At 69.2% G+C, this 23649-nt stretch carries 18 protein-coding genes; 9 read left to right on the top strand and 9 right to left on the bottom strand.

Annotation, left to right across the window (positions count from 1 at the left end):
• Nucleotides 1-135: 135 nt before the first annotated feature.
• Complete coding sequence (locus FBQ73_RS16925; protein ID WP_138400664.1) at nt 136-2838, top strand: bifunctional acetate--CoA ligase family protein/GNAT family N-acetyltransferase; 2703 nt, start codon at nt 136-138, stop codon at nt 2836-2838.
• 331 nt (nt 2839-3169) lie between these two features.
• Nucleotides 3170-4501 (top strand): putative bifunctional diguanylate cyclase/phosphodiesterase, encoded by a 1332-nt coding sequence (locus tag FBQ73_RS16920; protein WP_138400663.1) that lies wholly within the window; start codon nt 3170-3172, stop codon nt 4499-4501.
• A 50-nt stretch (nt 4502-4551) separates the two neighbouring features.
• On the opposite strand, the gene lysA is transcribed toward FBQ73_RS16920, so the two are convergent.
• The 3 genes from lysA to argH form a co-directional block, all read right to left on the bottom strand.
• A complete protein-coding gene (gene lysA, locus FBQ73_RS16915; RefSeq protein ID WP_138400662.1) occupies nt 4552-5820 on the bottom strand; it encodes a diaminopimelate decarboxylase in 1269 nt (422 codons plus the stop codon).
• Nucleotides 5821-5912: 92 nt separating this feature from the next.
• Nucleotides 5913-6266 carry an LPS translocon maturation chaperone LptM gene (gene lptM / locus FBQ73_RS16910; RefSeq protein ID WP_138400661.1) on the bottom strand — a complete coding sequence of 118 codons (354 nt, stop codon included), beginning with the start codon at nt 6264-6266 and terminating at the stop codon, nt 5913-5915.
• A gap of 116 nt (nt 6267-6382) precedes the next feature.
• Nucleotides 6383-7771, bottom strand: a complete 1389-nt coding sequence (gene argH / locus FBQ73_RS16905; RefSeq protein ID WP_138400660.1) for an argininosuccinate lyase — start codon at nt 7769-7771, stop codon at nt 6383-6385.
• Between the two features lie 16 nt (nt 7772-7787).
• Between argH and tlpA the strand changes: the two genes are divergently transcribed.
• The 5 genes from tlpA (at nt 7788) to FBQ73_RS16880 (ending at nt 15568) form a co-directional block, all read left to right on the top strand.
• Nucleotides 7788-8585 (top strand): thiol:disulfide interchange protein TlpA, encoded by a 798-nt coding sequence (gene tlpA / locus FBQ73_RS16900; RefSeq protein ID WP_138400659.1) that lies wholly within the window; start codon nt 7788-7790, stop codon nt 8583-8585.
• A 278-nt stretch (nt 8586-8863) separates the two neighbouring features.
• Entirely contained in the window at nt 8864-10078 is a 1215-nt protein-coding gene (wecB, locus tag FBQ73_RS16895; RefSeq protein ID WP_138400658.1) for a non-hydrolyzing UDP-N-acetylglucosamine 2-epimerase, read from the top strand.
• Between the two features lies 1 nt (nt 10079).
• Nucleotides 10080-12386 carry a cellulose biosynthesis cyclic di-GMP-binding regulatory protein BcsB gene (locus tag FBQ73_RS16890; RefSeq protein WP_138400657.1) on the top strand — a complete coding sequence of 769 codons (2307 nt, stop codon included), beginning with the start codon at nt 10080-10082 and terminating at the stop codon, nt 12384-12386.
• Nucleotides 12387-12405: 19 nt separating this feature from the next.
• Nucleotides 12406-14535 (top strand): glycosyl transferase family protein, encoded by a 2130-nt coding sequence (locus FBQ73_RS16885; RefSeq protein ID WP_138400656.1) that lies wholly within the window; start codon nt 12406-12408, stop codon nt 14533-14535.
• Between the two features lie 166 nt (nt 14536-14701).
• On the top strand, nt 14702-15568 hold the full coding sequence (locus FBQ73_RS16880) for an alpha-amylase family protein (protein WP_138400655.1): 867 nt from the start codon (nt 14702-14704) through the stop codon (nt 15566-15568).
• A gap of 19 nt (nt 15569-15587) precedes the next feature.
• On the opposite strand, the gene purH is transcribed toward FBQ73_RS16880, so the two are convergent.
• Entirely contained in the window at nt 15588-17177 is a 1590-nt protein-coding gene (gene purH / locus FBQ73_RS16875) for a bifunctional phosphoribosylaminoimidazolecarboxamide formyltransferase/IMP cyclohydrolase (RefSeq protein ID WP_138400654.1), read from the bottom strand.
• 350 nt (nt 17178-17527) lie between these two features.
• Between purH and FBQ73_RS16870 the strand changes: the two genes are divergently transcribed.
• The gene (locus FBQ73_RS16870; RefSeq protein WP_170218937.1) at nt 17528-17986 is read left to right on the top strand and encodes an RICIN domain-containing protein; all 459 of its coding nucleotides are present in this window, start codon (nt 17528-17530) and stop codon (nt 17984-17986) included.
• A gap of 26 nt (nt 17987-18012) precedes the next feature.
• On the opposite strand, the gene FBQ73_RS16865 is transcribed toward FBQ73_RS16870, so the two are convergent.
• The 5 genes from FBQ73_RS16865 to FBQ73_RS16845 form a co-directional block, all read right to left on the bottom strand.
• The gene (locus FBQ73_RS16865) at nt 18013-19539 is read right to left on the bottom strand and encodes an acetyl-CoA hydrolase/transferase family protein (protein ID WP_138400652.1); all 1527 of its coding nucleotides are present in this window, start codon (nt 19537-19539) and stop codon (nt 18013-18015) included.
• 88 nt (nt 19540-19627) lie between these two features.
• Nucleotides 19628-20389, bottom strand: a complete 762-nt coding sequence (locus FBQ73_RS16860; protein WP_138400651.1) for a DUF429 domain-containing protein — start codon at nt 20387-20389, stop codon at nt 19628-19630.
• 1 nt (nt 20390) lies between these two features.
• Nucleotides 20391-21611: an extensin-like domain-containing protein gene (locus FBQ73_RS23425; protein ID WP_170218936.1), complete on the bottom strand. Its 1221-nt coding sequence runs from the start codon at nt 21609-21611 to the stop codon at nt 20391-20393.
• A gap of 694 nt (nt 21612-22305) precedes the next feature.
• Complete coding sequence (locus tag FBQ73_RS22835) at nt 22306-22545, bottom strand: NepR family anti-sigma factor (protein WP_170218935.1); 240 nt, start codon at nt 22543-22545, stop codon at nt 22306-22308.
• A gap of 209 nt (nt 22546-22754) precedes the next feature.
• Complete coding sequence (locus tag FBQ73_RS16845; protein ID WP_138400648.1) at nt 22755-23048, bottom strand: hypothetical protein; 294 nt, start codon at nt 23046-23048, stop codon at nt 22755-22757.
• A gap of 383 nt (nt 23049-23431) precedes the next feature.
• On the opposite strand from FBQ73_RS16845, the gene FBQ73_RS16840 reads away from it, so the two are divergent.
• Entirely contained in the window at nt 23432-23605 is a 174-nt protein-coding gene (locus FBQ73_RS16840) for a DUF1328 domain-containing protein (RefSeq protein ID WP_138400647.1), read from the top strand.
• The last annotated feature ends 44 nt before the right edge of the window (nt 23606-23649 follow it).

Here is a 23649-nt window from a genome sequence, read left to right as displayed (position 1 = left end):
CCATTTTGCCGATCATATTGCATTGCGGTATGATCCGGAGGTGCTCTTGCGGTGTTCCCGTGCGTTACTTGGCACGGCTATTTGGCTCGGTCGGCCGCACTTGAGAGCCGCCGGGCACCAGCAGCGAGGCCGTTCATGACCACGCGCAATCTCGACGCCTTGTTTCACCCCCGCGCCATCGCCCTCGTGGGCGCCAGCAACCGACCCGGCAGCATCGGCGCGGTGATCGCGCGCAACCTGTTCGAGGCGGGGTTCGAGGGGCCGATCCTCACCGTCAATCCGAAGGAGCGCGCCATCCGCTCCTCGCTCAACTACGCCTCGGTGGCGGACCTGCCCATTGCGGTGGATCTCGCCGTGGTGGCCGCCCCGCCGGACAGCGTGCCCACCACCATCGCCCAGCTGGGCGAAAAGGGGTGCCGCGCTGCGGTGGTCCTGCGCGCCGGCTACGGCCCGGGTGAGCAGATCGAGACCGCCGCGCAGCGCCAGGCGATGCTGGACGCGGCGCGGCCCTTCCTGCTGCGCGTGCTGGGGCCGAACGGGCTCGGCTTCATCTCCACCCGGCCGCATATCAATGCCAGCATCGCCCACCTGATGCCGGCCAAGGGCGATGTGGCCTTCGTCAGCCAGTCCGGGGCGATGACCTCGGCGGTGCTGGACTGGGCGCATGTCCGGGGCTTCGGCTTCTCCCACGTCGTTTCGCTGGGCGAGAGCGCGGACGTGGATTTCGGCGACATGCTCGACTATCTCGCCCTCGACAACACCACCCGCGCCATCCTGCTCTATGTCGAGCATGTGAAGGACGCCCGCAAGTTCATGTCTGCGGGGCGCATCGCGGCGCGCTCCAAGCCAGTCATCGTCATCAAGGCCGGGCGGGGCGCTGCCGGTGCCCGGGCGGCGCAGTCCCACACCGGGGTGCTGGCCGGCAGTGATCTCGTCTATGACGCGGCCTTCCGCCGTGCCGGCATGCTCCGCGTGCACGAACTGCGTGAGCTGTTCGAGGCGGTGTCCACCCTTGCGGCCGGCATCAAGCTCACCGGCGACCGGCTTGCCATCCTTACCAACGGCGGCGGCGCGGGCGTGGTGGCCGTGGATGCGGTGGAGGGCATTTCCGGCCGCCTGGGCATCCTGAAGCCGGAGACGGTGGAGGCGCTCGACAAGATCATTCCCGGCGTGTGGTCGCGTGCCAATCCGGTGGACATCGTGGATGACGCCGACGGCGCCCGCTACGGAGCCGCCCTGAAGGCGCTCCTTGGCGACAAGGGGGCGGACGCGGTGCTGGTGCTCAATTGCCCCTCGTCGGTGGCGGACAGCAGCCAGGCCGCCGACGCGGTGATCACCGTGCTGGAGACGCGCATGCGCGCGCCGGTGCTCACCTGCTGGCTGGGCGAGACCGCGGCCGCCGGCGCGCGGCGGCGTTTCGCCGCCCGCCGCATTCCCACCTACGAGACCCCCGACGAGGCGGTGCGCGCCTTCGGTCACCTGGTCTCCTACCAGCGCAACCAGACCCAGCTCATGGAGACGCCGCCGGCGCGGACCTTCGAGGACCCCGACCGGGCCAAGGCGCGGGCCCTGGTGGAGAAGGTGCTGGGCGAAGGCCGCAGCGCGCTCTCCGAAGTGGAGGCGAAGGCGGTGCTCTCCGCCTACGATATCCCGGTGGTGGAGACGCGGGTGGCCCCGACGCCCGAGGATGCTGGCCGGTGCGCAGCCGAGATCGGCTGGCCGGTGGTGGTCAAGGTGCTGTCCCACGATCTGACCCACAAGTCCGACGTGGGCGGCGTCCGGCTCGACCTGCGCACCCCGGCTGCGGTGGAGGATGCCTGCCGGGCCATCATCGCCTCGGTGGCCGAGAAGCGGCCCGAGGCACACATTGCCGGCTTCACGGTGCAGGCCATGGTGCGCCGTCCCAACGCTCAGGAGCTGATCGCCGGCATCGCCTATGACAAGACCTTCGGGCCGGTGGTGCTGTTCGGCCAGGGCGGCACGGCGGTGGAGGTGATCGGCGACCGCGCCGTGGCCCTGCCGCCCCTCAACGGCGTCCTCGCCCGCGAGATGATCGAGCGCACCCGCGTCGCCAAGCTGCTCGCCGGCTACCGCGACCATCCGCCGGCGGACATGGGCGCGGTGGCCGGCACGCTGGTGAAGCTCGCCGAGCTGCTCGCCGATCTGCCGCAGATCGCCGAACTCGACATCAACCCGCTGCTTGCCGACGAGAGCGGCGTCATCGCCCTCGACGCCCGCATCGTGGTGCATGAGACGCGGGTGGAGGGCACCGGACGCTTCGCCATCAAGCCCTATCCCACCAGCGAGGTCTCCGAACTGGCGCTGATCGACGGATCCAAGGTGGCGCTCCGGCCCATCCGGCCCGAGGACGAGCCCTCCCTCGTGGATCTCGTCCACCGCTCCGACCCGCAGGACGTGCGTATGCGGTTCCTCGGGTCGGTGAAGGATTTTCCCCACTTGATGGCCGCCCGCCTGTCCCAGATCGACTACGACCGGGAGATGGCGTTCGTGGCGGTGGAGCCAAACGGGGATATCTGCGGCGTCGTGCGTATCATCGCCGACCCCGACAACGAGGCGGCGGAATACGCCATCATGGTGCGCTCGGACCTCAAGGGCAAAGGCCTCGGCTTTCAGCTCATGAACGAGATTCTCTCCCATGCGCGCAAGCGTGGCCTGAACAAGGTGTTCGGCGACGTGCTCCGGGAAAACGGGCCCATGCTGCACCTTGCCCAGGATCTGGGCTTCAAGGTCACGGCCGGCAGCGACGATCCGACCGTCATGCGGGTGGTCCTTGATCTGGCCGCCACACCCGTGCCCACCGCCACGGCGAGCCTGTAGGTGACGTGCCCCCCTGCGGGATAAGGGCACGGGGTGGGAATCGATGCCAGTCTGGCCGCCGATGGGCGCTGGCATTCCGGCGATGGTGGCCTGCGCTCCCGCCCTCTGGGTGCCTTATGGTAAAATACGACCTTGACGGGACCAGGCTTGACGGCGATATGGCTCTTGCCACTTGGCCGGGCGGGGATCACCATGTTGGCGGCGGCCTCGATCAGGATGGCAATCGGGACGGGGCCGGGGGCGAGTGGATGTGCCGACCGTTGAATGGGCCGCCCCTCCGGGAGCGTCCCCGTCGCCGTCCGGCATCGCAACGATCGGCAGTGGGTGACTTGTGAGCGACGCCGACGATGGAGCGCGTGGGCCCTGGAAATCGGAGTATCTTGCCCTGCACGACCCGGTGACCAGCCTGCCCAATCGCCTCTTGATGACTGAATTCCTCGCGGGTGCGCTCAGCTCACCGCAGGAATCCCGGCGGATGCTTGCCGTTTTTTGCCTCGACCTGGACAATTTCCCGCATTTCGACACGTTGTTCGGCCCGACGGCGGGCGATCTCATCCTCGCCGAGACGGCGCGACGCATCCGCCGTTGCGTGCGCGACCGCGACTTGGTGGCGCGGGTGGATGCGGAGAGGTTCGTCGTCGTCGCCACCGGCGTCGGCGACGCGAAGGCGGTGGACGGCCTGGCCCGGCGGCTGCTGTTGGCGCTGAACGCCCCCGTGGGCCTGCCCTCCGGTGCGTCGGCCTATCCTCAGGCCAACATGGGCGTTTCCCTCGCTCCGCTCGATGCGGAGGACGCCGAGGGCCTCGTGCGTTGCGCCGAACTGGCGCTGGTCCAGTCCAAGGCTGCAGGCCCTGGGATCTGTTCCTATTTCGCCGACGACATGAACGACGAGATGAGCGGTCGGCGGACGCTGGAGAGCGACCTGCGGCGAGCTATCGTTGCCGACGAGTTCGTCCTGCTGTTCCAGCCGCGCTGCGACGCGCGGTCCCTGAAGCTGCTCGGGGTCGAGGCGCTCATCCGCTGGGACCACCCCCAACTGGGGTTGCTCGCCCCCGATGCGTTCGTTCCCCTCGCGGAAAAGAGCGGTCTTGTCATTCCCATCGGCGAGTGGGTGCTGCGCAAGGCGTGCGACACCATCTCCCGCCTGCCGGAGCTGAATGTCTCCGTCAACGTGTCGGTGGTGCAGTTCCGCAACGACGCGCTGGTCGACACGGTGGACGCGGTGCTCAAGTCCACCCGGGTGGCACCCCACCGGCTTGAACTCGAAATCACCGAGAGCGTGCTGATCGAGAACGCCGAGAAGGCCCTGGAGGTGTTGGCTGGCCTGAAGGGCCTGGGCGTGCGCCTGTCCATGGACGACTTCGGCACCGGCTATTCGTCCCTGGGCTACCTGCGGACCTTCCCGTTCGATGCGCTGAAGATCGACCGGCGCTTCGTCGGCGACCTCGATGAGTCCAAGGACGCCCTGGCCATCGTGCAGGCGATCCTCGGCCTTGGTCGCGCCCTGGGGTTGCAGGTGGTGGCGGAGGGCGTGGAGACCGAGAGCCAGCTGGCCATTCTCAGGGCCGATACCTGCGACGAGGTGCAGGGCTTCTTCCTCGGACGTCCGATGACGGAAGAGGCGCTGCTCGCCTATATCGCCGACCGCCGTCTGGCGAGCTGAGCGCCGGCGCCTGCCGCCTTCAGACGTCCCGAAAAGAACGCGTCACCAGGTCACGCCAGCCACGGCGCCGGGCGATCGAGTGCGATGAGCTCCTCCACCTCCACCCGTGGCCGCACCACCGCCGCCGCCGCGCCGCGCACCAGCACTTCCGGCACCAGCGGACGGGTGTTGTAGGTGCCGGCCTGCACCGCGCCGTAGGCTCCGGCAGTCATCACCGCCAGAAGGTCGCCGGCCTTCAGGTGGGGCAGCGGCCGGTCGAGGGCGAGGAAGTCGCCGGTCTCGCACACCGGCCCCACCACGTCGGCCACAACCAGCGGCGCCTCGGCCGCCGGTTCGATGACGGGAATGATGTCGTGGTGCGCCTCGTAGAGGGTGGGACGGATGAGATCATTCATGGCGGCGTCCACCACCACGAAGGTCTTGCCCTCGCCCTCCTTCACGTAAATCACCTGGGTGACCAGAATACCGGCATTGGCCACCAGCATGCGGCCCATCTCGAACACGAGGGGCAGCTTCAGGTCGCCGAGGGCGCGGCCGACCACTTCGGCATAGGCGCTGGGCGGCGGTGGCACCGGATCGGAGGCGGCGTAGGGTACTCCGAGCCCGCCACCCAGATCCATGTGGCGGAGCTTGTGGCCGGCGCCCATGAGGTCGCGCGCCAGTTCCGCCAGCAGCGTCACCGCATTGTCGAAGGGCGCCATGTCGGTGATCTGGCTACCGATGTGCATGTCCACGCCGGTGATGGCGAGGCCGGGCAGGCGGGCGGCATAGTCATAGACCTCTCGGGCCCGCGAGATGGGAATGCCGAACTTGGTGGCGGACTTGCCGGTTGAGATCTTCTTGTGGGTCTTGGCGTCCACGTCCGGATTGACGCGGATGGAGACCGGGGCGCTCACGCCCAAGGCGGTCGCCACCTCGGAAAGGGCGGCCAGCTCGGGCTCGCTCTCCACGTTGAAGCAGAGAATGCCGCCATCCAGCGCCGCCGCCATTTCCGCCCGGGTCTTGCCGACGCCGGAGAAGACGATGCGCTCGTTCGATATGCCGGCGGCGCGGGCGCGCGCCAGCTCGCCGGCGGAGACGATGTCCGCCCCCGCGCCCAGCCGGGCCAGGGTGGCGATGACCGACTGGTTGGAATTGGCCTTCAGGGCGTAGCACAGCAGCACGTCGCGGCCGCTGAACGCTTCCATGAACACCTGATAGTGGCGCTCCAGCGTGGCGCTCGAATAGCAATAGAAGGGGGTGCGCACCTCGCTGGCGAGGGGCGTGAGGTCCACGTCCTCGGCGAAGAGGCGGCCGTTGCGGTAATCGAAATGGTGCATGGAGAGGGGGCGGTCCGTGCGCGCTGTCGTTCGGGCCGGGACGGTCGGGGGCCGTCCGCAGGGCGCGAGGCTTTACCTGTGCGAGCCCGCCCTCAGAGCAGGCCGTCGAGGATGAAGGGCTGGTCGGGTTTCTTGACGTCCTTGAGCAGGGGCGATTCCCCGGTGGTGGCGCCCGGCGCCACCTTTTTCTTCTGCCACTCCGCGTGGGGCGTGGCGCTATCCAGAATCTCGCCGTCCGAGGTCGGGGCGATATAGGGACCGTCGGCGGTGGTGGTGCCCGGCTTGGTGCCCGGCTTGGCCGAGGTCGCGGCCGTCTGCTGCGCCGCTGGCTTGACGGCCGGGGGCGTGGCATGGGCGCCGGGCGGCGGCTCAAGCGGTCCCTTCACGCCACACGCCGCGAGGGCGAGGGTGCCGCAGAGGGCGAGGGGGACGAGAAGGGGGCGCATGGCGGATTGGGCCGTTCCGGAAAAGGTGGCCGCCACTATAGCCCGCGCCGCGCCAAAGGCGAGCCCCTGCCTCCCGCGCTGCAGGATGGGGGACGAGAGGAACCCGCGCCGGCGCGTCACGCCGGGACCCCGAGCTTCTTTAGCCAGCGCTTGGCCTGCGCCCGCACCCGGGTCGGCGCGGTGCCGCCATAGCTCACCCGGCTGCGCACGGAGCGCACCACGGACAGCACCGAGAACACATCCTGCGTGATCCGCGGGTCCACCCCCTGCATGTCGTCGAGCGACAGCTTGTGCAGCGCAATGCCGCGGTCGGAGGCGAGCCCCACGATGCGCCCGGTGATGTGGTGGGCCTCCCGGAACGGGATGTTGAGCGCGCGCACCAGCCAGTCGGCAAGGTCGGTGGCGGTGGAATAACCTTGGCCCGCCGCCTTCTCCATGCGCTTCTCGTCGGGGACGATGTCGCGCACCATGCCGGCCGAGGCCGCCACCACCAGGGAGAGGGCCGAGAAGGCGTCGAAGGCGCCTTCCTTGTCCTCCTGCATGTCCTTGGCATAGGCGAGCGGCAGCCCCTTCATCACCACCAGGATGCCGGTGAGTGCGCCGATGATGCGCCCGGCCTTGGCCCGCACCAGCTCGGCCGCGTCGGGGTTGCGCTTCTGCGGCATGATGGACGAACCGGTGGTGAACTTGTCCGAGAGCTTCACCAAGGCGAAGGACGGCGAGGTCCAGATCACCACCTCCTCGGCGAAGCGCGAGAGATGCACCGCGCAGATGGAGGCGGCGGCGAGCGTCTCCATGACGAAGTCGCGGTCGGAGACGGCGTCCAGCGAATTGGCGGTAGGCCGGTCGAAGCCGAGCGCCTTCGCCGTGGCCTCCCGGTCGATGGGGAACGAGGTGCCGGCCAGCGCCGCCGAGCCCAGTGGGCACTCGTTCAGGCGCTTCCTGGCATCGGCAAGGCGGCCACGGTCGCGCGCCACCATCTCCACATAGGCCATCAGGTGGTGGCCGAAGGTCACCGGCTGGGCGGTCTGCAGATGGGTGAAGCCGGGCATGACGGTGGCGGCATGGGCCAGCGCCTTCTCCGCCAGCGCCCGCTGCAGATCGGCGAGCTGGGCGTCGAGGGCATCCAACGTGTCGCGCACATAGAGGCGGAAGTCGGTGGCCACCTGGTCGTTGCGCGAGCGGGCAGTGTGGAGGCGGCCGGCTGAGGCCCCGATCAGCTCGGCGAGGCGGCTCTCCACGTTCATGTGGATGTCCTCCAGCTCGCGCTTGAAGGTGAAATTGCCGGCCTCGATCTCTGACAGGATCGTGTCTAGACCCTCCGTGATCTTGTCGGCATCTTGCGCCGCCACGATGCCTTGGGCCGCGAGCATCTTCGCATGGGCCTTGGATCCGGCGATGTCCTGCGCATAAAGACGCTGGTCGAAGCCGATGGAGGCGTTGATCTCCTCCATGATGGCGTCGGGGGCGGAGGTAAAGCGCCCGCCCCACATCTTGTTGCTCATGACGGATCCCCTCGTGATGACCGAAGCCGACCAGCCCCGCGCGACCGAGACCGACGAGACGGCGACCGGGCCGGCAGCGACGCCTCCCAGGGGGCGGCGCGGCTCCGGCGTGCGGACCGTCGCGATCGTCGCGCTGGCGACGCTGGCGGGCGCCGTTGCCGGCGCGCTCGCCCTATACGGGATGAACCGCCTCCCCGGCAATGCACAGGCGCCTGAGGTCACCTCCGCGCCTGCCGCGGAGCCGGCTTCGTCCAAGGTGGCCGATGCAGCATGCCAGGGCACGGTGGAGCGCGCCCGCGCGCTCGCGCCGCTGGTCAAGGGCGACCTCGCGGCCTTTGCCGTCGCCACCGAGCCGCGCCGCCTGCCGCCGTTGGCCTTCGCCGACGGCAAGGGCAAGGAGGTGACGCTGGCGAATTTCAGGGGCCGGGTGGTGCTGCTGAATCTTTGGGCGACCTGGTGCGTGCCCTGCCGCAAGGAGATGCCGGATCTCGACCAGCTCCAGGCGACCCTCGGCGGGCCGGACTTCGAGGTGGTTGCGGTCAATCTCGACACCCGCGATCCGGAGAAGCCGCGCGCCTTCCTCAACGAGATCGGGGTGAAGAGCCTCGTCTTCTATGCCGATCCGGCAACCAGGACCTTCCAGGCCCTGCGCGGGGCTGGCCGGGGTTTCGGCCTGCCCACGACGCTCATCGTGGACCGCGACGGCTGTGAGATGGGCTTCCTCGCCGGACCGGCCAACTGGGGGGGGCCAGACGCCGAGGCCCTGGTGCGCGCCGCGCTCTCGCCCTCGAAGGCCTCGGCACCGGTGCGCTGAGGGGACTGGTGCGGAGACGCCGCGCCAGCCAATGATTTCGCATTTTGCGAAATAAAGAATTTGGGCTTAAGTGTCGCTCAACCTTCCGGGTTCACAGTGCGTGAGCAGGAGGGCGGGGCGATCTGCGGTCTCACGATACCCCCCGCACCTTTCCTCGCCCGACCCGTCGGCGCCAATCCGACGGTAAATTGCGTTTCATGTGGCGGCAGTGCTAAAAACTTGATCTTGACAGTATGGGTTCGTGCGACCGTCAAAAAATCGAATCACCGGGGACGCGCTTGAAAATTCTGTCGATCTTCGGCACGCGGCCGGAGGCCATCAAGATGGCGCCGCTGGTCCGCACCCTCGCGGGGGCGCCGGGGATCGCATCGATGGTCTGCGTCACCGGCCAGCACCGCGAAATGCTGGACCCGGTGCTGCGCCTGTTCGACATCCGCCCCGAATTCGACCTTTCCCTCATGGCGCACAATCAGGGGCTCAGCGGCCTTGCCGCCAGTGCGCTCACCGGCCTCGATCATGTGCTGGCGCAGGTTCAGCCCGACCGCGTGCTGGTGCATGGCGACACCACCACCGCCATGGCGGCGGCGCTGGCCGCCTTCCATCGCCGCATCCCGGTGGGCCATGTGGAAGCGGGCCTGCGCACCTATGATCTGACCCAGCCCTTCCCGGAGGAGATGAACCGCCGGGTGGTGGATCTGGTCGCCGACTTTCTTTTCGCGCCCACCGCTGGCGCCGGGCAAAACCTGGCCGCCGAGCGGCTCGCCGGCCGGGTGGTGGTCACCGGCAACACGGTGATCGACGCCCTTCAGGCGACCCAGGCGCGCATCGATGACGACCCGGCGCTGGCCGCCGCCCTCGACCGGGCGCTGCCGGCGCTTGATCCCGCTAAGCGCATCCTTCTCGTCACCGGCCACCGCCGCGAGAATTTCGGCGACGGCTTCCGCTCCATCTGCGCGGCGCTGGCTGAGATCGCCGGGCGGTCCGACGTGGAGATCGTCTATCCGGTGCACCTCAACCCCAATGTGCGCGGCCCTGTCACCGAGGAACTGGCCGGACGGGCCAACATCCATCTGGTGCCGCCCCTCGATTACCTGCCGTTCCAGCGGCTGCTGCAGCGCGCCCACCTGGTCCTCACTGATTCCGGTGGCGTGCAGGAGGAGGCGCCGGCGCTGGGCAAGCCGGTGCTGGTCATGCGCGAGGTGACCGAGCGGCCGGAGGCGGTGGAGGCGGGCACGGTGGAGCTGGTTGGCACCGCCCGCGCCGCCATCGTCACCGCCGTCACGCGGCTGCTGGATGATCCCGACGCCTATGTCGCCTATAGCGGCCGCATCAATCCCTATGGCGACGGGCAGGCGTGCCGCCGCATCCTCGACTGCCTGTGCGGACGGCCGGTGGAGGAATTCTCACCGCTTTCCGTAGCCCCCGCCTTCCCCTCCGCTGTGCCTGCGCCCCGGCGTCCGGCCGGCCTCGCCGCCATGCTCGTGAGAGACTGACATGAGACACCATTCCGCTTTCGCGCCAGCTCCCCCGCTCGCCGTCCCTTCGGCGCTGGGCCGCGCCGTGGCTGGCCGAGGGGCGGCCCGCCCACTCGCTGCCCGGCTCGCGGCGGTGCTGCTGCCGGCCGGCCTTCTCCCCGGTCTTTTGGCCGGCCTGCTCGGCGCGGCTCCCGCCATGGCGCAGACGGCGGACCCGATCGTCTCCGCCATTCAGGAGCGGGCGGCGGACACGCGGGTGACGCGCTCCTACACCCTGTCCGATCTCGGCATCGACGGGCCGGTGGTGCTCCAGGGCATGGATGCGCGCCGCGACCTTTATCTTCCCGTGCCGGCCGGCGTGCCGCTGAGCGATGCGGCCATTGCCCTCGACGGCGCGTATTTGCGCGGCGACGGCGGGCGCACCACCCTGGTGCTCTCGGTGGACGGAACCCCGGTCTATTCCCGCCGGCTGGAAGGCGATAGCGGCAGCGCCTCCGCGACCATCGCGGTGGACGGCAAGCCGCGCCCCACCGGCTTCGTGCGCCTGGGTACCGCCTGGTCGTCGGTGATCGGCGAATATCTGTGCGCGGACGAGCGTGGCATCGGCAACGTCTTGAAAATCAGCCCGAAAAGCCGCTTCACCTATTCCTACGAGGCAGGCGCCGTGCGCGACCTCGCCACCGCCTGGAGCGGCATGCCCGGATCGGGCAGCCTGCTGGTGGCGGGGGGCACCCTCACCAAGGACACCTATGACACCGCCTGGCGGCTGGGCCTTGCCCTTGAAGCCGCCGGAAAGCGCCTGGTGGTGAAGACCCTGCCCGCCATCGGCGACGAGGTAGACCTCTCCGGCCTCGACGTTCCCGCTTCGCTCCGGGCGGTGGCGCCGTTCTCGAACTTCGTCGGTATCGGCACATATCGTATCAAGGACGCGGCGGATCTCGGCGCCCTCCTCGTGCTGCCGGGCTCGCCGCTGGGCGCCGACGTGGCTGTGGCCGACGCCGGCCTCCTCACCTCCATCAAGAGCGCGCTCGACGCCCTCGGCGCCCGCCTCGGCCCGGCCTCGGCCGCCTTCACCGAGTGGCGCACCAAGGCGGCCAGCCTCGGCGCGGCCACCGTGGCGGCGGACGAGGTGAGCCTGCAGTCCCTCGCCGGGCGACCGGTGATCGCGGTGGGCGGCGCGGCCGGCGGCAAGGCGACGGCGCTGTTCGACAGCTTCTGGCGCACCTCCCTCGCTTCCGGCGCGGTGACCATTCGCGCGGTGGATGCGGCGCCGCAGAAGCCATCGGCGGTTTCCCTCGCCAGCCTCGGCCCGGCCGAGGGCAACCTCGACGTGCTGGCCCGTGGCGACTTCGTGGTCAGCTTCGATCTCGCCGCCGTCACCGGCGGTCATTCCCTGCCGAGCCGGCTCAACCTCGACGTGGCCGCTGCCCCCGGCGCCTCCACCTCCGAGCCGGTGGTGGCGGTGTTCCTCAACGACGTGCTGCTGGCCGCCAAGCGGCTGGATGCCACCGGCCATCCCGAGCATCTCACCGCCGCCGTGCCGCCCTATGCCCTGGCAGCCCGCAACGTGCTGCGCGTGACCTTCCAGCGCCAGCCGGTGAGCGACCGTTGCCGCGAGACGCCGCAGGCGTTCCCGGTCTCGGTGCTGCCCACCAGCCATTTCGAGCTGGGCGGCGCTGCCCCCGGCGGCGATTTCCTCGGGGTGATCGCGGCCATGGCCTCCGGCGGCCGTCTCGTGGTGCCCGAGGCCTATCTCGCCAGCGCCAAGGCGAGCCTGCCCCGCGTGGTGCGGGCGGCGGCGGCGGCCGGCGTCCCGGCCCGCTCCAGCAGCTTCGAGGTGGCCGGTCCCGGTGCCTCCTTCCGCGCCGCCGGGGCGTTCCTTGCCCTCGACGTGCCGGTGCAGGGCATCACGCCCAAGGCCCGGGTGGAAGGCGACCGGCTCATCGTCGGCACCGACGACAAGGCGCGCCTGCTCGACATCTCCGGGCTGAAAAACGTGGCGCTGGTGCAGGCCCTGCGCGCGGACGACGCCCGCGGCATCGTCTGGCAGAGCATCGGCCCGGTGGCGATGACGCCGGAGAAGCCGGTGCGCCTCTCCCGCGGCGACGTGGCCCTGGTGGGGGTGGACGGCACCCTCACCGAGCTGTCCGCCTCGGGCGCCGCGCCCGGCACGGTGCGGGTCGCCGACACCGACGGCCCGGCCGGCACCCTCCAGCGGCTGTGGCAGAAATCGTCGGACTGGGGCCTGCCGCTGGGCATCGGCGCCGCCGCTTTGTTCTTCCTGCTGCTGATCCGCGCTTCCTACGTGCGTCGTCGCGGCAACTGACGCAGGAAGGATCACCGCCATGACCGTCGACGGACTGTCCCTTTATTGGCCATTCCTCCTGGCCGATTACGTCCGCGTGGTGGAATACGCCGCGGCGGTGGTGGCGGTGATCATCCTGATCTCCTCCATCGACGACCTGTTCGTCGATGCCTGGTACTGGGGGCGGCGGATCTACCGCCGCTTCGTCATCGAGCCGTTCATCCGCCCGCTCACCCCCGCCGCCCTCTACCAGCGGGACGAGCAGCCGCTCGCCATCATGATTCCCGCCTGGCTCGAATCCGGCGTGATCGCGGCCATGATCGAGAACATGGTGAGCGTGCTCGACTACCGGCGCTACGTGATCTTCGTGGGCACCTACCCCAACGATCCCGACACCATCGCCGAGGTGGAGCGCATGCGCCGGCGCTACAAGCAGCTGGTGCGGGTGGAGGTGAAGAACCCCGGTCCTACCAACAAGGCCGACTGCCTCAACGCCGTGGTGCGCGCCATCTTCCAGCACGAGGAGATGACCGGCACCGAGTTCGCCGGCCTCGTCCTGCACGACGCCGAGGACGTGCTGCACCCCCTCGAGCTGCGCTTCTTCAACTATCTGCTGCCGCGCAAGGACCTGATCCAGATCCCGGTGCTGTCGCTGGAGCGCCACTGGTCGGAGCTGGTGGCCGGCATCTATATGGACGAGTTCGCCGAGTGGCACGCCAAGGACCTGGTGGTGCGCGAGAGCATCGCCGGCTCGGTGCCCTCCGCCGGGGTGGGTACCTGCTTCTCGCGCAAGGCCATGCTGCATCTTCTCTCCGGCGGGAACGGGGAGGTCTTCAACACCGGCAGCCTCACCGAGGATTATGACATCAGCGCGCGCCTCGCCGAGGCGCGCATGCAGTCCATCATCGCCCGCCTGCCGGTGGACTACCGGGTGACGCGCGACACCTTCTTCGGCTTCGGACCGCAGATCGAGCGCGTCATCCGCATGCCCCTGTGCGTGCGCGAATTCTTCCCCGACACCTTCCGCACCTCCTACCGGCAGAAGGCGCGCTGGGGGCTGGGCATCGCCTTCCAGGGCTGGGGTTCCATGGGCTGGCGCGGCAGCCTTGCCACCAAGTATTTCCTGTTCCGCGACCGCAAGGGCATCATCACCTCCATCGTGGCGGTGCTGGCCTATGTGGTGGCGGCGCACTTCCTTATCTTCCTCGCCGCCGAGAAGCTGGGCTGGCTGCCGGCCCGCTATCCCTCCATCTTCGCCACGGAAGGATGGCTGCTGGCGGTGCTCACCGCCAATGCGGTGGCCTTCGCCCTGCGGCTGATCCAGCGCTTCTATTTCGTCGCCCGCGTCTATGGCTGGGAGCAGGGGCTCATGTCCGTGCCGCGGGTGGTGATGGGCAATTTTGTCAATTTCGCAGCCACCGTGCGGGCGTGGCGGCTGTTCCTTGCCAACGCCCTGTTCGGTCGCCGCATCGTCTGGGACAAGACGATGCATGATTTTCCCGACCAGGCGGAGCTGGGCCAGCAGCGCCAGCGGCTGGGCGAACTGCTGCTGACCTGGCAGGCGGTGCTGCCGGAGCATGTGGATGCCGCGCTGGCCGTGCAGGACGAGCGCCAGCAGCCCCTCGGCCGCATCCTCGTCTCCCGGGGCTGGCTGGACGAGGAGACGCTGGCGGAGGCCATCGCCTTCCAGTCGGGCCTGCAGCGCACCCATGTGACCGAGCAGATGGTGCGCCAGTTCCACGATCTGCTGCCCCTCGACCTGATGGTGCGCCGGCGCCTGCTGCCCGTGGGCCGTGACGAGACCGGGCGCCTGGTGGTGGCGGTCTCATCCCCCCTCGGCGAGAAGGCCCGCGAGGAGGTGCGCGAGGCGGTGGGCGACCTGCCGGTCCAGCGTATCGCCCGCGAGAGCGAGATCAACGGCGGCCTGCGCTTGCTGCGCGGCGTCACCCCCGGCATCGAGGGTCACCGGGCGCCGCCTCTGCTGGGCGAGCTGCTGCTGGAAAAGGGCCTGATGCAGCGCGAGGCGTTCGAGGCGGCCATGGAGCATTACCGCCCCGACGTGGACGGGCGCATCGGCGAATATCTCGTGCGCTGCGGCATCGTGAAGGAAGAGGCCATCGAGGCCACGGTGCGCGAGCAGGAGCGCCGGCTCGCTGTCGCCGCCCTGTGAGCGGGCGGGCGGGCTCGTTTCGTCGGCCAGCCGGGGCCGGCGGCGTCATCCCAACGGCCTCGGTCTTTGACCAAGGCCGAGAGGGGCACGCTCATGCGCCGCGCGGGCTTGTACCAGCGGCCCATGAATCAAATTCCTGCGCCGCCGGTCTCAGATGGCGCACGCCATGACCGGGCTGAGCCGCCGCGCCGCGCTCGCCGTCGGCGCCACGGCGCTCGCCGGAGCCGGGGTCGTGGGGCTGGATCTGGCGGTGCGGCGGCTCGGTCGCGCGCCGCGCCTGATGGAGGGCATCGTCTGGCAGGTCCATGGCGGCCTGCTCGACCCGCGCGGTGACTGGAACGAGCTGGGCGCCCGCAGCCTGCTAGTGCAATGGCTGGTGGCCGATGGCACCGCCTTCGTGCCGCTGCCCGACCTCGGCCTGCCGCTGATCGCCGATGCGCCCAACTGGACCCGCATCGCCCGCGAGCCGTGGGCGCAGTCCATCATCGCCGGCCTCGCCGGCCGCTTTAAGGAACCGGACGCGCGGGCCGACGTGCTGGCACTCGGGGCATTGTCGGCGCGGGTCGCGCGGCAGAGCCTGCCGTTCACGCCCGCCGGCTTCTATTTCCCCGTGGAGGCGGACCCGACCTGGACCGGGGTGAGCCAGATGGCGGCGGCGATCGCCCCCATTCCCCGGCCCCTGTGGGTGAGCGCCTACGACAATTCGAACGTGGGCGCCAAGGCCTTCGCCGACTGGGTCGAGGGCTGGCTGCCCAGGGACGTGGGCCTGTTCTTCCAGGACGGGGTTGGGGTCTATAGCCGCAGTCCGGAGGCGGCGCGCGCCTATGCGCAGGTGCTGACGCAGCGACTGGGCGGCGAGCGCTTCAAGCTGATCGCCGAGGCCTTCCGCCCCGCCGGCGGCGACCTGCTGCGCGCCGCCACGGCCGCCGAGCTGCTGCCCCAGCTTCGGGCCTACGCGGGCTTCGAGGTGTTCGTGTTCGACGGCCCGCATTATGTGGACCGCCTGCTGGTGAAGAAGCTGCTGGAAGGTTAGGGGCGGGCGCCCCTTCTCCTCAGTGGCGGAAGTGGCGCACGCCGGTGAACACCATGGCGAGGCCCGCCGCATCCGCCGCCGCGATCACCTCGTTGTCGCGCATGGAGCCGCCGGGCTGGATCACCGCCGTGGCGCCCGCCTCCACCGCCGCCAGCAGGCCGTCGGCGAAGGGGAAGAAGGCGTCGGAGGCCACCACCGAGCCCTTGGTCAGCGGCTCCTTGAGCCCCAAAGCCTCGGCCGCGTCCAGCGCCTTGCGGGCGGCGATGCGGGCTGAGTCCACCCGGCTCATCTGGCCGGCGCCGATGCCAACGGTGGCGAGGTCCTTGGCATAGATGATGGTGTTGGACTTCACGTGCTTGGCTACGCGGAAGGCGAAGCGCAGGTCGGTCAGCTCGCGGTCGGTGGGCGCGCGCTTGGTGACCACCTTCAGGTCGAGGTCGTCGGCGCTGGCATTGTCGCGGCCCTGCACCAGCAGGCCGCCGGCCACCGTCTTCACCGTGAGGCCGGGGGCGCGCGGGTCGGGCAGGCCGCCGGTGAGCAGCAGGCGCAGGTTCTTCTTGGACGCCACCACGGCGATGGCCTCCTCGGTGGCGTCGGGGGCGACGATCACCTCGGTGAAGATCTCCACCATGGCGCGGGCGGAGGCGGCATCCAGCGTCTGGTTCACGGCGATGATGCCGCCGAAGGCCGACACCGGATCGCAGGCCAGCGCCTTGGCATAGGCCTCCTCCAGCGAGGCGCCTTCGGCCACGCCGCAGGGGTTGGCGTGCTTCACGATCACCACCGCGGCGGTGCGGGCGGGGTGGAATTCGGCCACCGCCTCGAAGGCGGCATCGGTGTCGTTGATGTTGTTGTAGGAGAGCTGCTTGCCCTGCACCTGCCGCGCCGTGGCGACGCCGGGACGGATCTCGTCGGAGGCGTAGAAGGCGGCGGACTGGTGCGGGTTCTCGCCGTAGCGCAGCGCCTCGATGAGCTTGCCGCCGAAGGCGCGGAAGGCGGGGGCCTCCTCCTTCAGCTCGCGGGCGAACCAGTTGGAGATGGCCGCGTCATAGGCGGCGGTGCGGGCATAGGCCTTCTGGGCCAGCTTGCGGCGCAGGGGCAGGGTGGTGCCGCCGTGCTCGGCGATCTCTTTCAGCACCGCCTCGTAGTCGGACGCTTCCACCACCACGGCCACGTCATTGTGGTTCTTGGCAGCGCCGCGGATCATGGAGGGGCCGCCGATGTCGATGTTCTCGATGGTCTCTTCAAAGTCGGCCTTGCGGGCGACGGTGGCCTCGAACGGATAGAGGTTCACCACCACGAGGTCGATGGGGGAGATGGCGTGCTCGGCGAGGGACGCCTGGTGGCCGGCATCGGCGCGGATGGCGAGGATGCCGCCGTGGACCTTGGGATGCAGGGTCTTCACCCGGCCGTCCATCATCTCCGGGAAGCCGGTGAGGTCGGACACGTCCTTCACCGGCAGGCCGGCGTCGGCGATGGCCTTGGCGGTGCCGCCGGTGGAGACCAGCTCAACGCCGTGGGCCACCAGCGCGGTCGCGAACGGCACGAGACCCGTCTTGTCCGACACCGAGAGGAGGGCGCGGGTCACGGGACGGATATCGGCGGTCATGGAGCGGCTCCGGTGATGGGATTGCCGCTCGCCTATCACCAATGGGCGCCAAGGGCCAGCCGGCAGGCCGCGGGTGGCGGCATGAGGGGTATGGAGGGGCGGCATGGCGGGGACTTGCACGCCGCGCGCAGGAGGTCGTCGAGGAGCGGTAGAAAAACCCGGACCTCTTCTCCCTCACTAAAGGTATTGGGATCGTCTCGTCCCTCAAATGGCGGATGCGCCCTTGCCGGTCGCCATATTTAGAAGAGACCCATGGGGGTCATTCTTGGCTGAGCAGAAGGAAAGGCACAATGCTCAACTGGCATGGCGCCTTCAGGTGCGCCGCTTCCGTTTGTACGATCGTCATCTGCATGGCCGCGCTCATCGCTCCGGCCGGGGCCGCTCCACCTCCCTCCGGTCGGGTCCAGATCGCCAATGCGAACAGCAATCTGTGCCTGAGCCCTGCCGGCGGGACCGGGAACCAGAACGAGCAGACCGTTCAGTACCACTGCGATACGCACCCCTCGCGGGCCTGGGTCATCGAGCCGGTCGAGGGCAACATCGTCAAAATACGGAACGTGAACAGCAATCTCTGCCTGACGGTCGCGGGCGGGAACAGCGATCGCAATACGCCTTCGGTGCAGTATAGCTGCGACGACCACCCGTCTCGCCGCTGGCTCTATGCGCCGTTTGACGGCGGCCTGTTCCGGCTGGTCAACGTCAACAGCGGGCTGTGCCTGACCATCGCGGGCGGATCGACGGGGCTCAACCAGACCGCGGTGCAATTTCCCTGTGACGAGCACCCGTCCCGCTTCTTCCGATTGAAATAGCCTGGCGCCGTCGCGGGATCGCCCGTTCAGGCGATCTTCAGTTCCTGCTCGGGCAGCATGGAGCCGGTCTCGCGCGCCTTCACGTGCCAGGAGAGGGCTTCCTCGATGATGTGCGGGGTGTGGCCGCCCCGCGCACATCCCCGCGCGAAATAGTCGTCCAGCGCGTCGCGGTAGAGCGGGTGGACGCACTTGTCGATGATCACCCGCGCCCGCTCGCGGGGGGCGAGTTCCCGCAGGTCGGCAAGACCCTGCTCGGTGACGAGGATGTCCACGTCGTGCTCGGTGTGGTCCACATGGCTCACCATGGGCACCACCGAGGACAGGGCGCCGCCCTTGGCGATGGATTTCGTCACGAACACCGACAGATAGGCGTTGCGGGCGAAATCCCCCGAGCCGCCGATGCCGTTCATCATGCCGGTGCCGCCCACATGGGTGGAGTTCACATTGCCGAAGATGTCGAATTCCAGCGCCGTGTTGATGCCGATGAGGCCGAGCCGGCGGATGATCTCCGGATGGTTGGAAATCTCCTGCGGGCGCAGGATGAGCCGCGACTTGTAATCGGCGATGCGCGGCATCACCTGGTCGTGCTTGGTCTTGGACAGGGTGATGGACGAGCCCGAGGCGAAGTTCAGCTTGCCGGCGTCGAACAGGTCGAAGGTGGAGTCCTGCAGCACCTCCGAATACATGGTGAGATCGGAGAACGGGCTCTCGATGAAGCCGTGCATCACCGCATTGGCGATGGTGCCGATGCCGGCCTGCAGCGGCTGCAGGCGGTTGGTGAGCCGGCCGATCTTCACCTCGTGCTTCAGGAACTCCATGAGGTGGGAGGCGATGGCCGCCGTCTCGTGGTCCGGCGGCAGCACGTTGGAGGCGCTGTCCAGCTTCTGGGTGATGACGATGGCGGCGATCTTCTCCGCCGGGATCGGAATGAAGGGCAGGCCCACCCGGCTCTCCGGCGCCACCACCGGGATCGGCTCGCGGAACGGCCGGCGGGTGGGGATGTAGATGTCGTGCAGCCCCTCCAGCTCCATGGGCTGGGTCAGGTTGATCTCGACGATCACCTTCTTGGCGAGGATGGCGAAGGTGGCCGAATTGCCCACCGAGGTGGTGGGGATGATGCCGCCCTGCGCGGTGATGCCCACCGCCTCGATCACCGCCACGTCCACCGGGCCGAGCTGGTTGGTGCGCAGGTGCTCCACCGTCTCCGACAGGTGCTGGTCGACGAACATGACCTCGCCGGCATTGATGGCCTTGCGCAGCGCGGGGTCGGACTGGAACGGGATGCGGCGCGACAGCAGGTGGGCTTCCGCCATCTGCTTGTCGAGGTCGTTGCCCAGCGAGGCGCCGGTGATGAGCGTGATCTTCAGGGGGTGGCCGGCGGCATGGGCCACCTTGGCGCGGGCGGCCAGCGCCATGGGCACCGCCTTGGCCTCTCCCGCGCGGGTGAAGCCGCTCATGCCCACGATCATCCCGTCCTGGATGTGGTCGGCCGCTTCCTCGGCGGAGACGATCTTGTCGGCGAGGGAAGAGAGGCGGATACGCGCGTGAGGCATGGAGAGGCCGTCCCTGTCATGAGCCCATCCCATCGCGCATAGCGAGAGGCAGCCTATGGCTGGAATTCGACTTAAGAGAAAACCTCTATCAGGCGACGATGGCCACCGGCAGGCCGAAGGCGTCGGCTTCCGCTGGGTCGGGAAAGCGCAAGGCCTTGCCCTCGGCCACTCTTTTGGCGGTGACCGCGCAGGCGGCGGCGTCGATCAGGTCGTCCAGCCCTGCGCCGAGCGCGCGGGCGGTCTGCGCGTTCAGCAGATCAATCGGCACGCCCGATGCGCCCAAGAGCGTAAGCCGAAGGTCGAGCCCCGGCGGATAAGGCCGGTTCTTCACCTTCTTGGGCAGGTCGAGGGCGACCTGTCCGTTCATGGCCCAGAAGGCCACTTCGGGGTGGCATTCCACGAGCCGGGGACGCAGCTCCGGTCGGCTGCGCAGCAGATGGTCCACCTCCGCCATCTTGGGGAACAGGTGGAAGCATTGCTTGGCCACCGCCCGCGGCGGATCGGAGGTGGCGAGGGCGGCGGCGCAGGCGGCACGGTAGCGGGTGGTCTCGTCGCCCGGCCCCACGCCGGCCATCACGGCGGCCCGCGCCGGGACCGAGAAGACGGAGGATTGCCGCATGCCCAGCAGCGGGCGCACCAGCCGCTCCGGCGCGCGCCCGCCGGCGCCAACCCGTTCAGGCAGGCCGATGGGCATGTCGATGGCTGTGATGTCGGGCGCGTCGGGCGCCTCGAACAACTCGTGGACGTGGGTGACACGGGCGAGGGTGAGCACCTGCGCCCCATCCCACCGCGCCACGATCCAGCCGCCGCGACATCCGTCGATGCCGGCGAACGGCGGGGCGGCCGTCACCTCAATCCTCTCCCGCCTTGGCCTTGGGCAGGGGGAGGGTGGAGGCCTGGGGGATGGGCGCCGTGTAGTATTTGCGCTTCACCGAGCCGGTCTCCGGGTTGCTGGATGGCGCATAGGACATGGGCACGCCCTGCGGACCCACCTGCCAGCCGGGAGGCATCCCCTGTGGCGCCGGCGGCTGCTGCGCGGCGGGGTAGGGCTGCGGCGCCCGGCCGGAGGACACGGCTGCCGGCGGCAAGGAAGATGGGGGCAAGGATGAGGGGGGCGGCGGCAGCGGCGACGAGGTGATGACAGCGGCCGGCCGCTGCAGGGTCGCGGCCGGGGGCGGCGGTGGCGGCGGCTCCTCCACCGGGGCGGGGGCCGGGCGCGGGCCGAACAGGGTGGAGAGGAACGAGGGCTGCGGTTCCGGCGCGGGCGGCGGCGGGGCGGCCTGCGGCTGCGGCGCGTAGACCGCCGGGGTGTAGGACGGCGCCTGCGCCGGGGCGCTGGCCGGCGCGAACTCGGGCTGCGGCGCGCCCATCGGCGGGGCCTTGGCGATGAGCGGCGCCGGCATGGGCCGGGGCGCCGGCTTGCAGATGGTGCGGCCCTTCTCGTGGCGCATCAGGTCCACATGGATGTGGTCGTAATGGAAGACGTTGGAGCCCGGCGCCAGCACGGTGGTGAAGCGCTCGCAGGCCCCGGCCTGCACCTGCAGCAGGAAGCCGCGCTCTTCCTGGGTGCCCTTCCAGCCGTTCTTCACGGTCACCCATCGCCCGTCGGCGATGCGGAAGGCGCCCACGTCCAAAGCGTTGCCGAAGGCGTGCTCGGAAATCTTGGCGCCGGCCTGCCCGTTCATGCCGCGGCAGGAATAGGCCGACATCTGGCTGATGGCGACCACCGGCTGGCCGAACCAGGCCAGTGCGGCGGGCTGCACCACGTCCTGCACCCACATGTCCACCTGGTGGATCACCGGGCAGGCGAGCTTGCCCGCCGGTTCCAGCACCACATTGCCCTCGGCGAGGGCGGTGACGCGGAAGGGATGCTCCATGCCGCACATACCCGGCCCGTCGATGGCCGGGATGGGCTCCATGAAGGCGGAGGGAATGACGCCCTTCTGGGCGATGCATTGCTCCTCGGCTTCCACGCGCCAGGGATCGCGCGTTTCGAGCCCGAAACGGCAGCCGGTGAGCGCACCCGCGAGGAGCAGCGCAGGAAAAAGGAACCACAAGGAGACGCGTGACATGCGCCGCACCATGCCGGGGGCGGCGTTGCGAACGGGTTAAGGGCGCGGCGCGCCGACGGTAAAAATGGGCCTGAAACCTGTGATGCAGGGCCTGCGCCGCCGCGCGATCCATGACGCTGGGACAGGAGGGGCATGCCCGCTTTTCGCATGCTCTCGCCCCTTTTCCACTGATGGTTCAGGGGAGAGCGAGGGGGCGGGGGGCAGGCCGAAGCAAGAAAGCGGCGCAAGAAAGCCGGGATCGTCCGGGTTCCCGACCCGCCGGATCCTGCCGACGCTTGAACGGCCCTCGTCGAAGCGCGCGGCCCAGGCGTTTGAGGCCGATGCCGGATGGCGGATCAGCAGGCCGTGGAGCCGGTCTGGACATTCAAAAGGGCATAACCCCGATCATCCCCCGTCATTCCCGGGTCCGTCCCCGAAGTCCGCTCCTTCAGGTCGGCTCCTGTGAGCCGGAACGCGGGAGGGGAAAGCGGGACACCTGCGTTCCGGGCATTCCCGCCGGAACGCGGGAGGGGAAAGCGGGACACCTGCGTTCCGGGCATTCCCGCCGAACCGCGGGGGTAGCCCGCGAGAACCGGTACCGGCCTCGCCACGGGGAAGGCCGGGCAAGACCGGCCGCGATGATGGCAACGCGCCTGCACGGGCGGCCGGCGCGGGGATGCAGGCGCCCACCGGGGGGTGGTTTTCGAACGGGCTCCTAGCGATCGGCGCCGTCCGGCCCGGGCTTGGCGGTGCCTTCCTCGGCCTTGTCCCTGCCGTTGGGCGCAGGCTCGGGTTCGTCTTCGCCACGTCCTTCGAATGCCGCCTGGAGCTGCTCGGCGAGCTTCTTCAGGTCGTCGGGCATGTCTTCCTGCGTGTAGTCGTCGAACAACTGGCGCAGCTCACGGCCCAAAAGGTCCTGCCGTGCGGAGATGTCGCGACGGTGAGGCGTTCGCATGCCGCTGGCCTCTTTCTGATGCTGCGTCGTCATGGGGGTATCGAGGGGGCCTTCAGGGCGTGCCGTTCGCATGGCGGTTCTTCTGGACAGACGCGGGCGGTTTCCACATCTGACATCCGCCCGCGTGCGTTGCAATATGACAATTGACTCGATTGGTGACCGTGTCCGGCCCGCAGCGCCGCGGGCCGGGAAAGGGAGCCGGCGCACCTTTATTCCCGATAGAGGCGCGAGGGCCGCTCCGAGGGCCGCTCGTTGCCATCCGGCTCGCGATCGCCTTCGCCGTCGCTGCCGGCGAGGTCGATATCGATGTCGAGCCGGCGATCGGTCCCGCCGAAGGCGGCTTCGGCCTCGCGCAGCAGGCGCTGTTCCTCATCCGGCGCGCGGGGCCGGCGGGGATAATCCCTGCGGCTTTCGCCCGGACGGAACTCCGCGCGGTCATAGCCATGGGGCGACGCGCTGGCAGGCCAGCTGCCGGACGTCGGCGCGTTTCGCGGTTCGCTCATGCCGCTCCTCCACTCATGTCTCTCAGCCTGACCTGAAACGCACCATCGGGCCTTTGGTTCCAGCAGGCCGCGGCTTCACTTTCGGGCCATGGCGGGAACCTGCTGCACAGCTGTGCGGTTGGATCAGCAAGGGCATGACGAAACAAGAGATGACGCAAGTGCTCGATGGATCAGGTGATCGACGCAACACGGGGTCCGTATCACTGAAACAGGAAGACACTGCGACGATTTCGGCCATGCGAAGACCGGGCGAGGACAGGGCCAAGTCGAGGATGCGGCGGGATCTGTCCGGATTCTGCGTTGTCCTCGCGCATGGAAAGCGATGGAGCCATTTCGCGATACCTATTTCGTCAGACCCATTTCGCCAGACATGGAGAACTGAAATGCTGAGTTGGGCGGTTACATTTCTCGTCGTCGCGCTGATCGCGGCGGTTCTCGGCTTCGGCGGCATCGCCGGCACGGCCATCGAGATTGCGAAGATCATCTTCTTCGTCGCGATTGTGCTGTTCGTGATTTCCGCCGTGGCGGGCCTCATGCGGCGGGGACGCGCGCCCTGAACGCCGGCCGGCCCGTCAAGGGCGAGGTCCGCAAAGGAAGGGCG

The sequence above is a fragment of the Xanthobacter autotrophicus genome, from assembly GCF_005871085.1.
Lineage (GTDB): Bacteria > Pseudomonadota > Alphaproteobacteria > Rhizobiales > Xanthobacteraceae > Xanthobacter > Xanthobacter autotrophicus.
The sequence above is the reverse complement of the archived record's forward strand: the minus strand, read 5'-3'. Positions and strand labels throughout refer to the sequence as shown.

Bases quoted from the DNA above. Each gene is read 5' to 3' on its own strand.
- FBQ73_RS16925 (WP_138400664.1), top strand. From the start codon at position 136: ATGACCACGCGCAATCTCGACGCCTTGTTTCACCCCCGCGCCATCGCC.
- lysA (WP_138400662.1), bottom strand. From the start codon at position 5,820: ATGCACCATTTCGATTACCGCAACGGCCGCCTCTTCGCCGAGGACGTG.
- lptM (WP_138400661.1), bottom strand. From the start codon at position 6,266: ATGCGCCCCCTTCTCGTCCCCCTCGCCCTCTGCGGCACCCTCGCCCTC.
- argH (WP_138400660.1), bottom strand. From the start codon at position 7,771: ATGAGCAACAAGATGTGGGGCGGGCGCTTTACCTCCGCCCCCGACGCC.
- tlpA (WP_138400659.1), top strand. From the start codon at position 7,788: ATGACCGAAGCCGACCAGCCCCGCGCGACCGAGACCGACGAGACGGCG.
- FBQ73_RS16890 (WP_138400657.1), top strand. From the start codon at position 10,080: ATGAGACACCATTCCGCTTTCGCGCCAGCTCCCCCGCTCGCCGTCCCT.
- FBQ73_RS16885 (WP_138400656.1), top strand. From the start codon at position 12,406: ATGACCGTCGACGGACTGTCCCTTTATTGGCCATTCCTCCTGGCCGAT.
- FBQ73_RS16880 (WP_138400655.1), top strand. From the start codon at position 14,702: ATGACCGGGCTGAGCCGCCGCGCCGCGCTCGCCGTCGGCGCCACGGCG.
- purH (WP_138400654.1), bottom strand. From the start codon at position 17,177: ATGACCGCCGATATCCGTCCCGTGACCCGCGCCCTCCTCTCGGTGTCG.
- FBQ73_RS16870 (WP_170218937.1), top strand. From the start codon at position 17,528: ATGGCCGCGCTCATCGCTCCGGCCGGGGCCGCTCCACCTCCCTCCGGT.
- FBQ73_RS16865 (WP_138400652.1), bottom strand. From the start codon at position 19,539: ATGCCTCACGCGCGTATCCGCCTCTCTTCCCTCGCCGACAAGATCGTC.
- FBQ73_RS23425 (WP_170218936.1), bottom strand. From the start codon at position 21,611: ATGTCACGCGTCTCCTTGTGGTTCCTTTTTCCTGCGCTGCTCCTCGCG.
- FBQ73_RS22835 (WP_170218935.1), bottom strand. From the start codon at position 22,545: ATGCGAACGCCTCACCGTCGCGACATCTCCGCACGGCAGGACCTTTTG.
- FBQ73_RS16845 (WP_138400648.1), bottom strand. From the start codon at position 23,048: ATGAGCGAACCGCGAAACGCGCCGACGTCCGGCAGCTGGCCTGCCAGC.
- FBQ73_RS16840 (WP_138400647.1), top strand. From the start codon at position 23,432: ATGCTGAGTTGGGCGGTTACATTTCTCGTCGTCGCGCTGATCGCGGCG.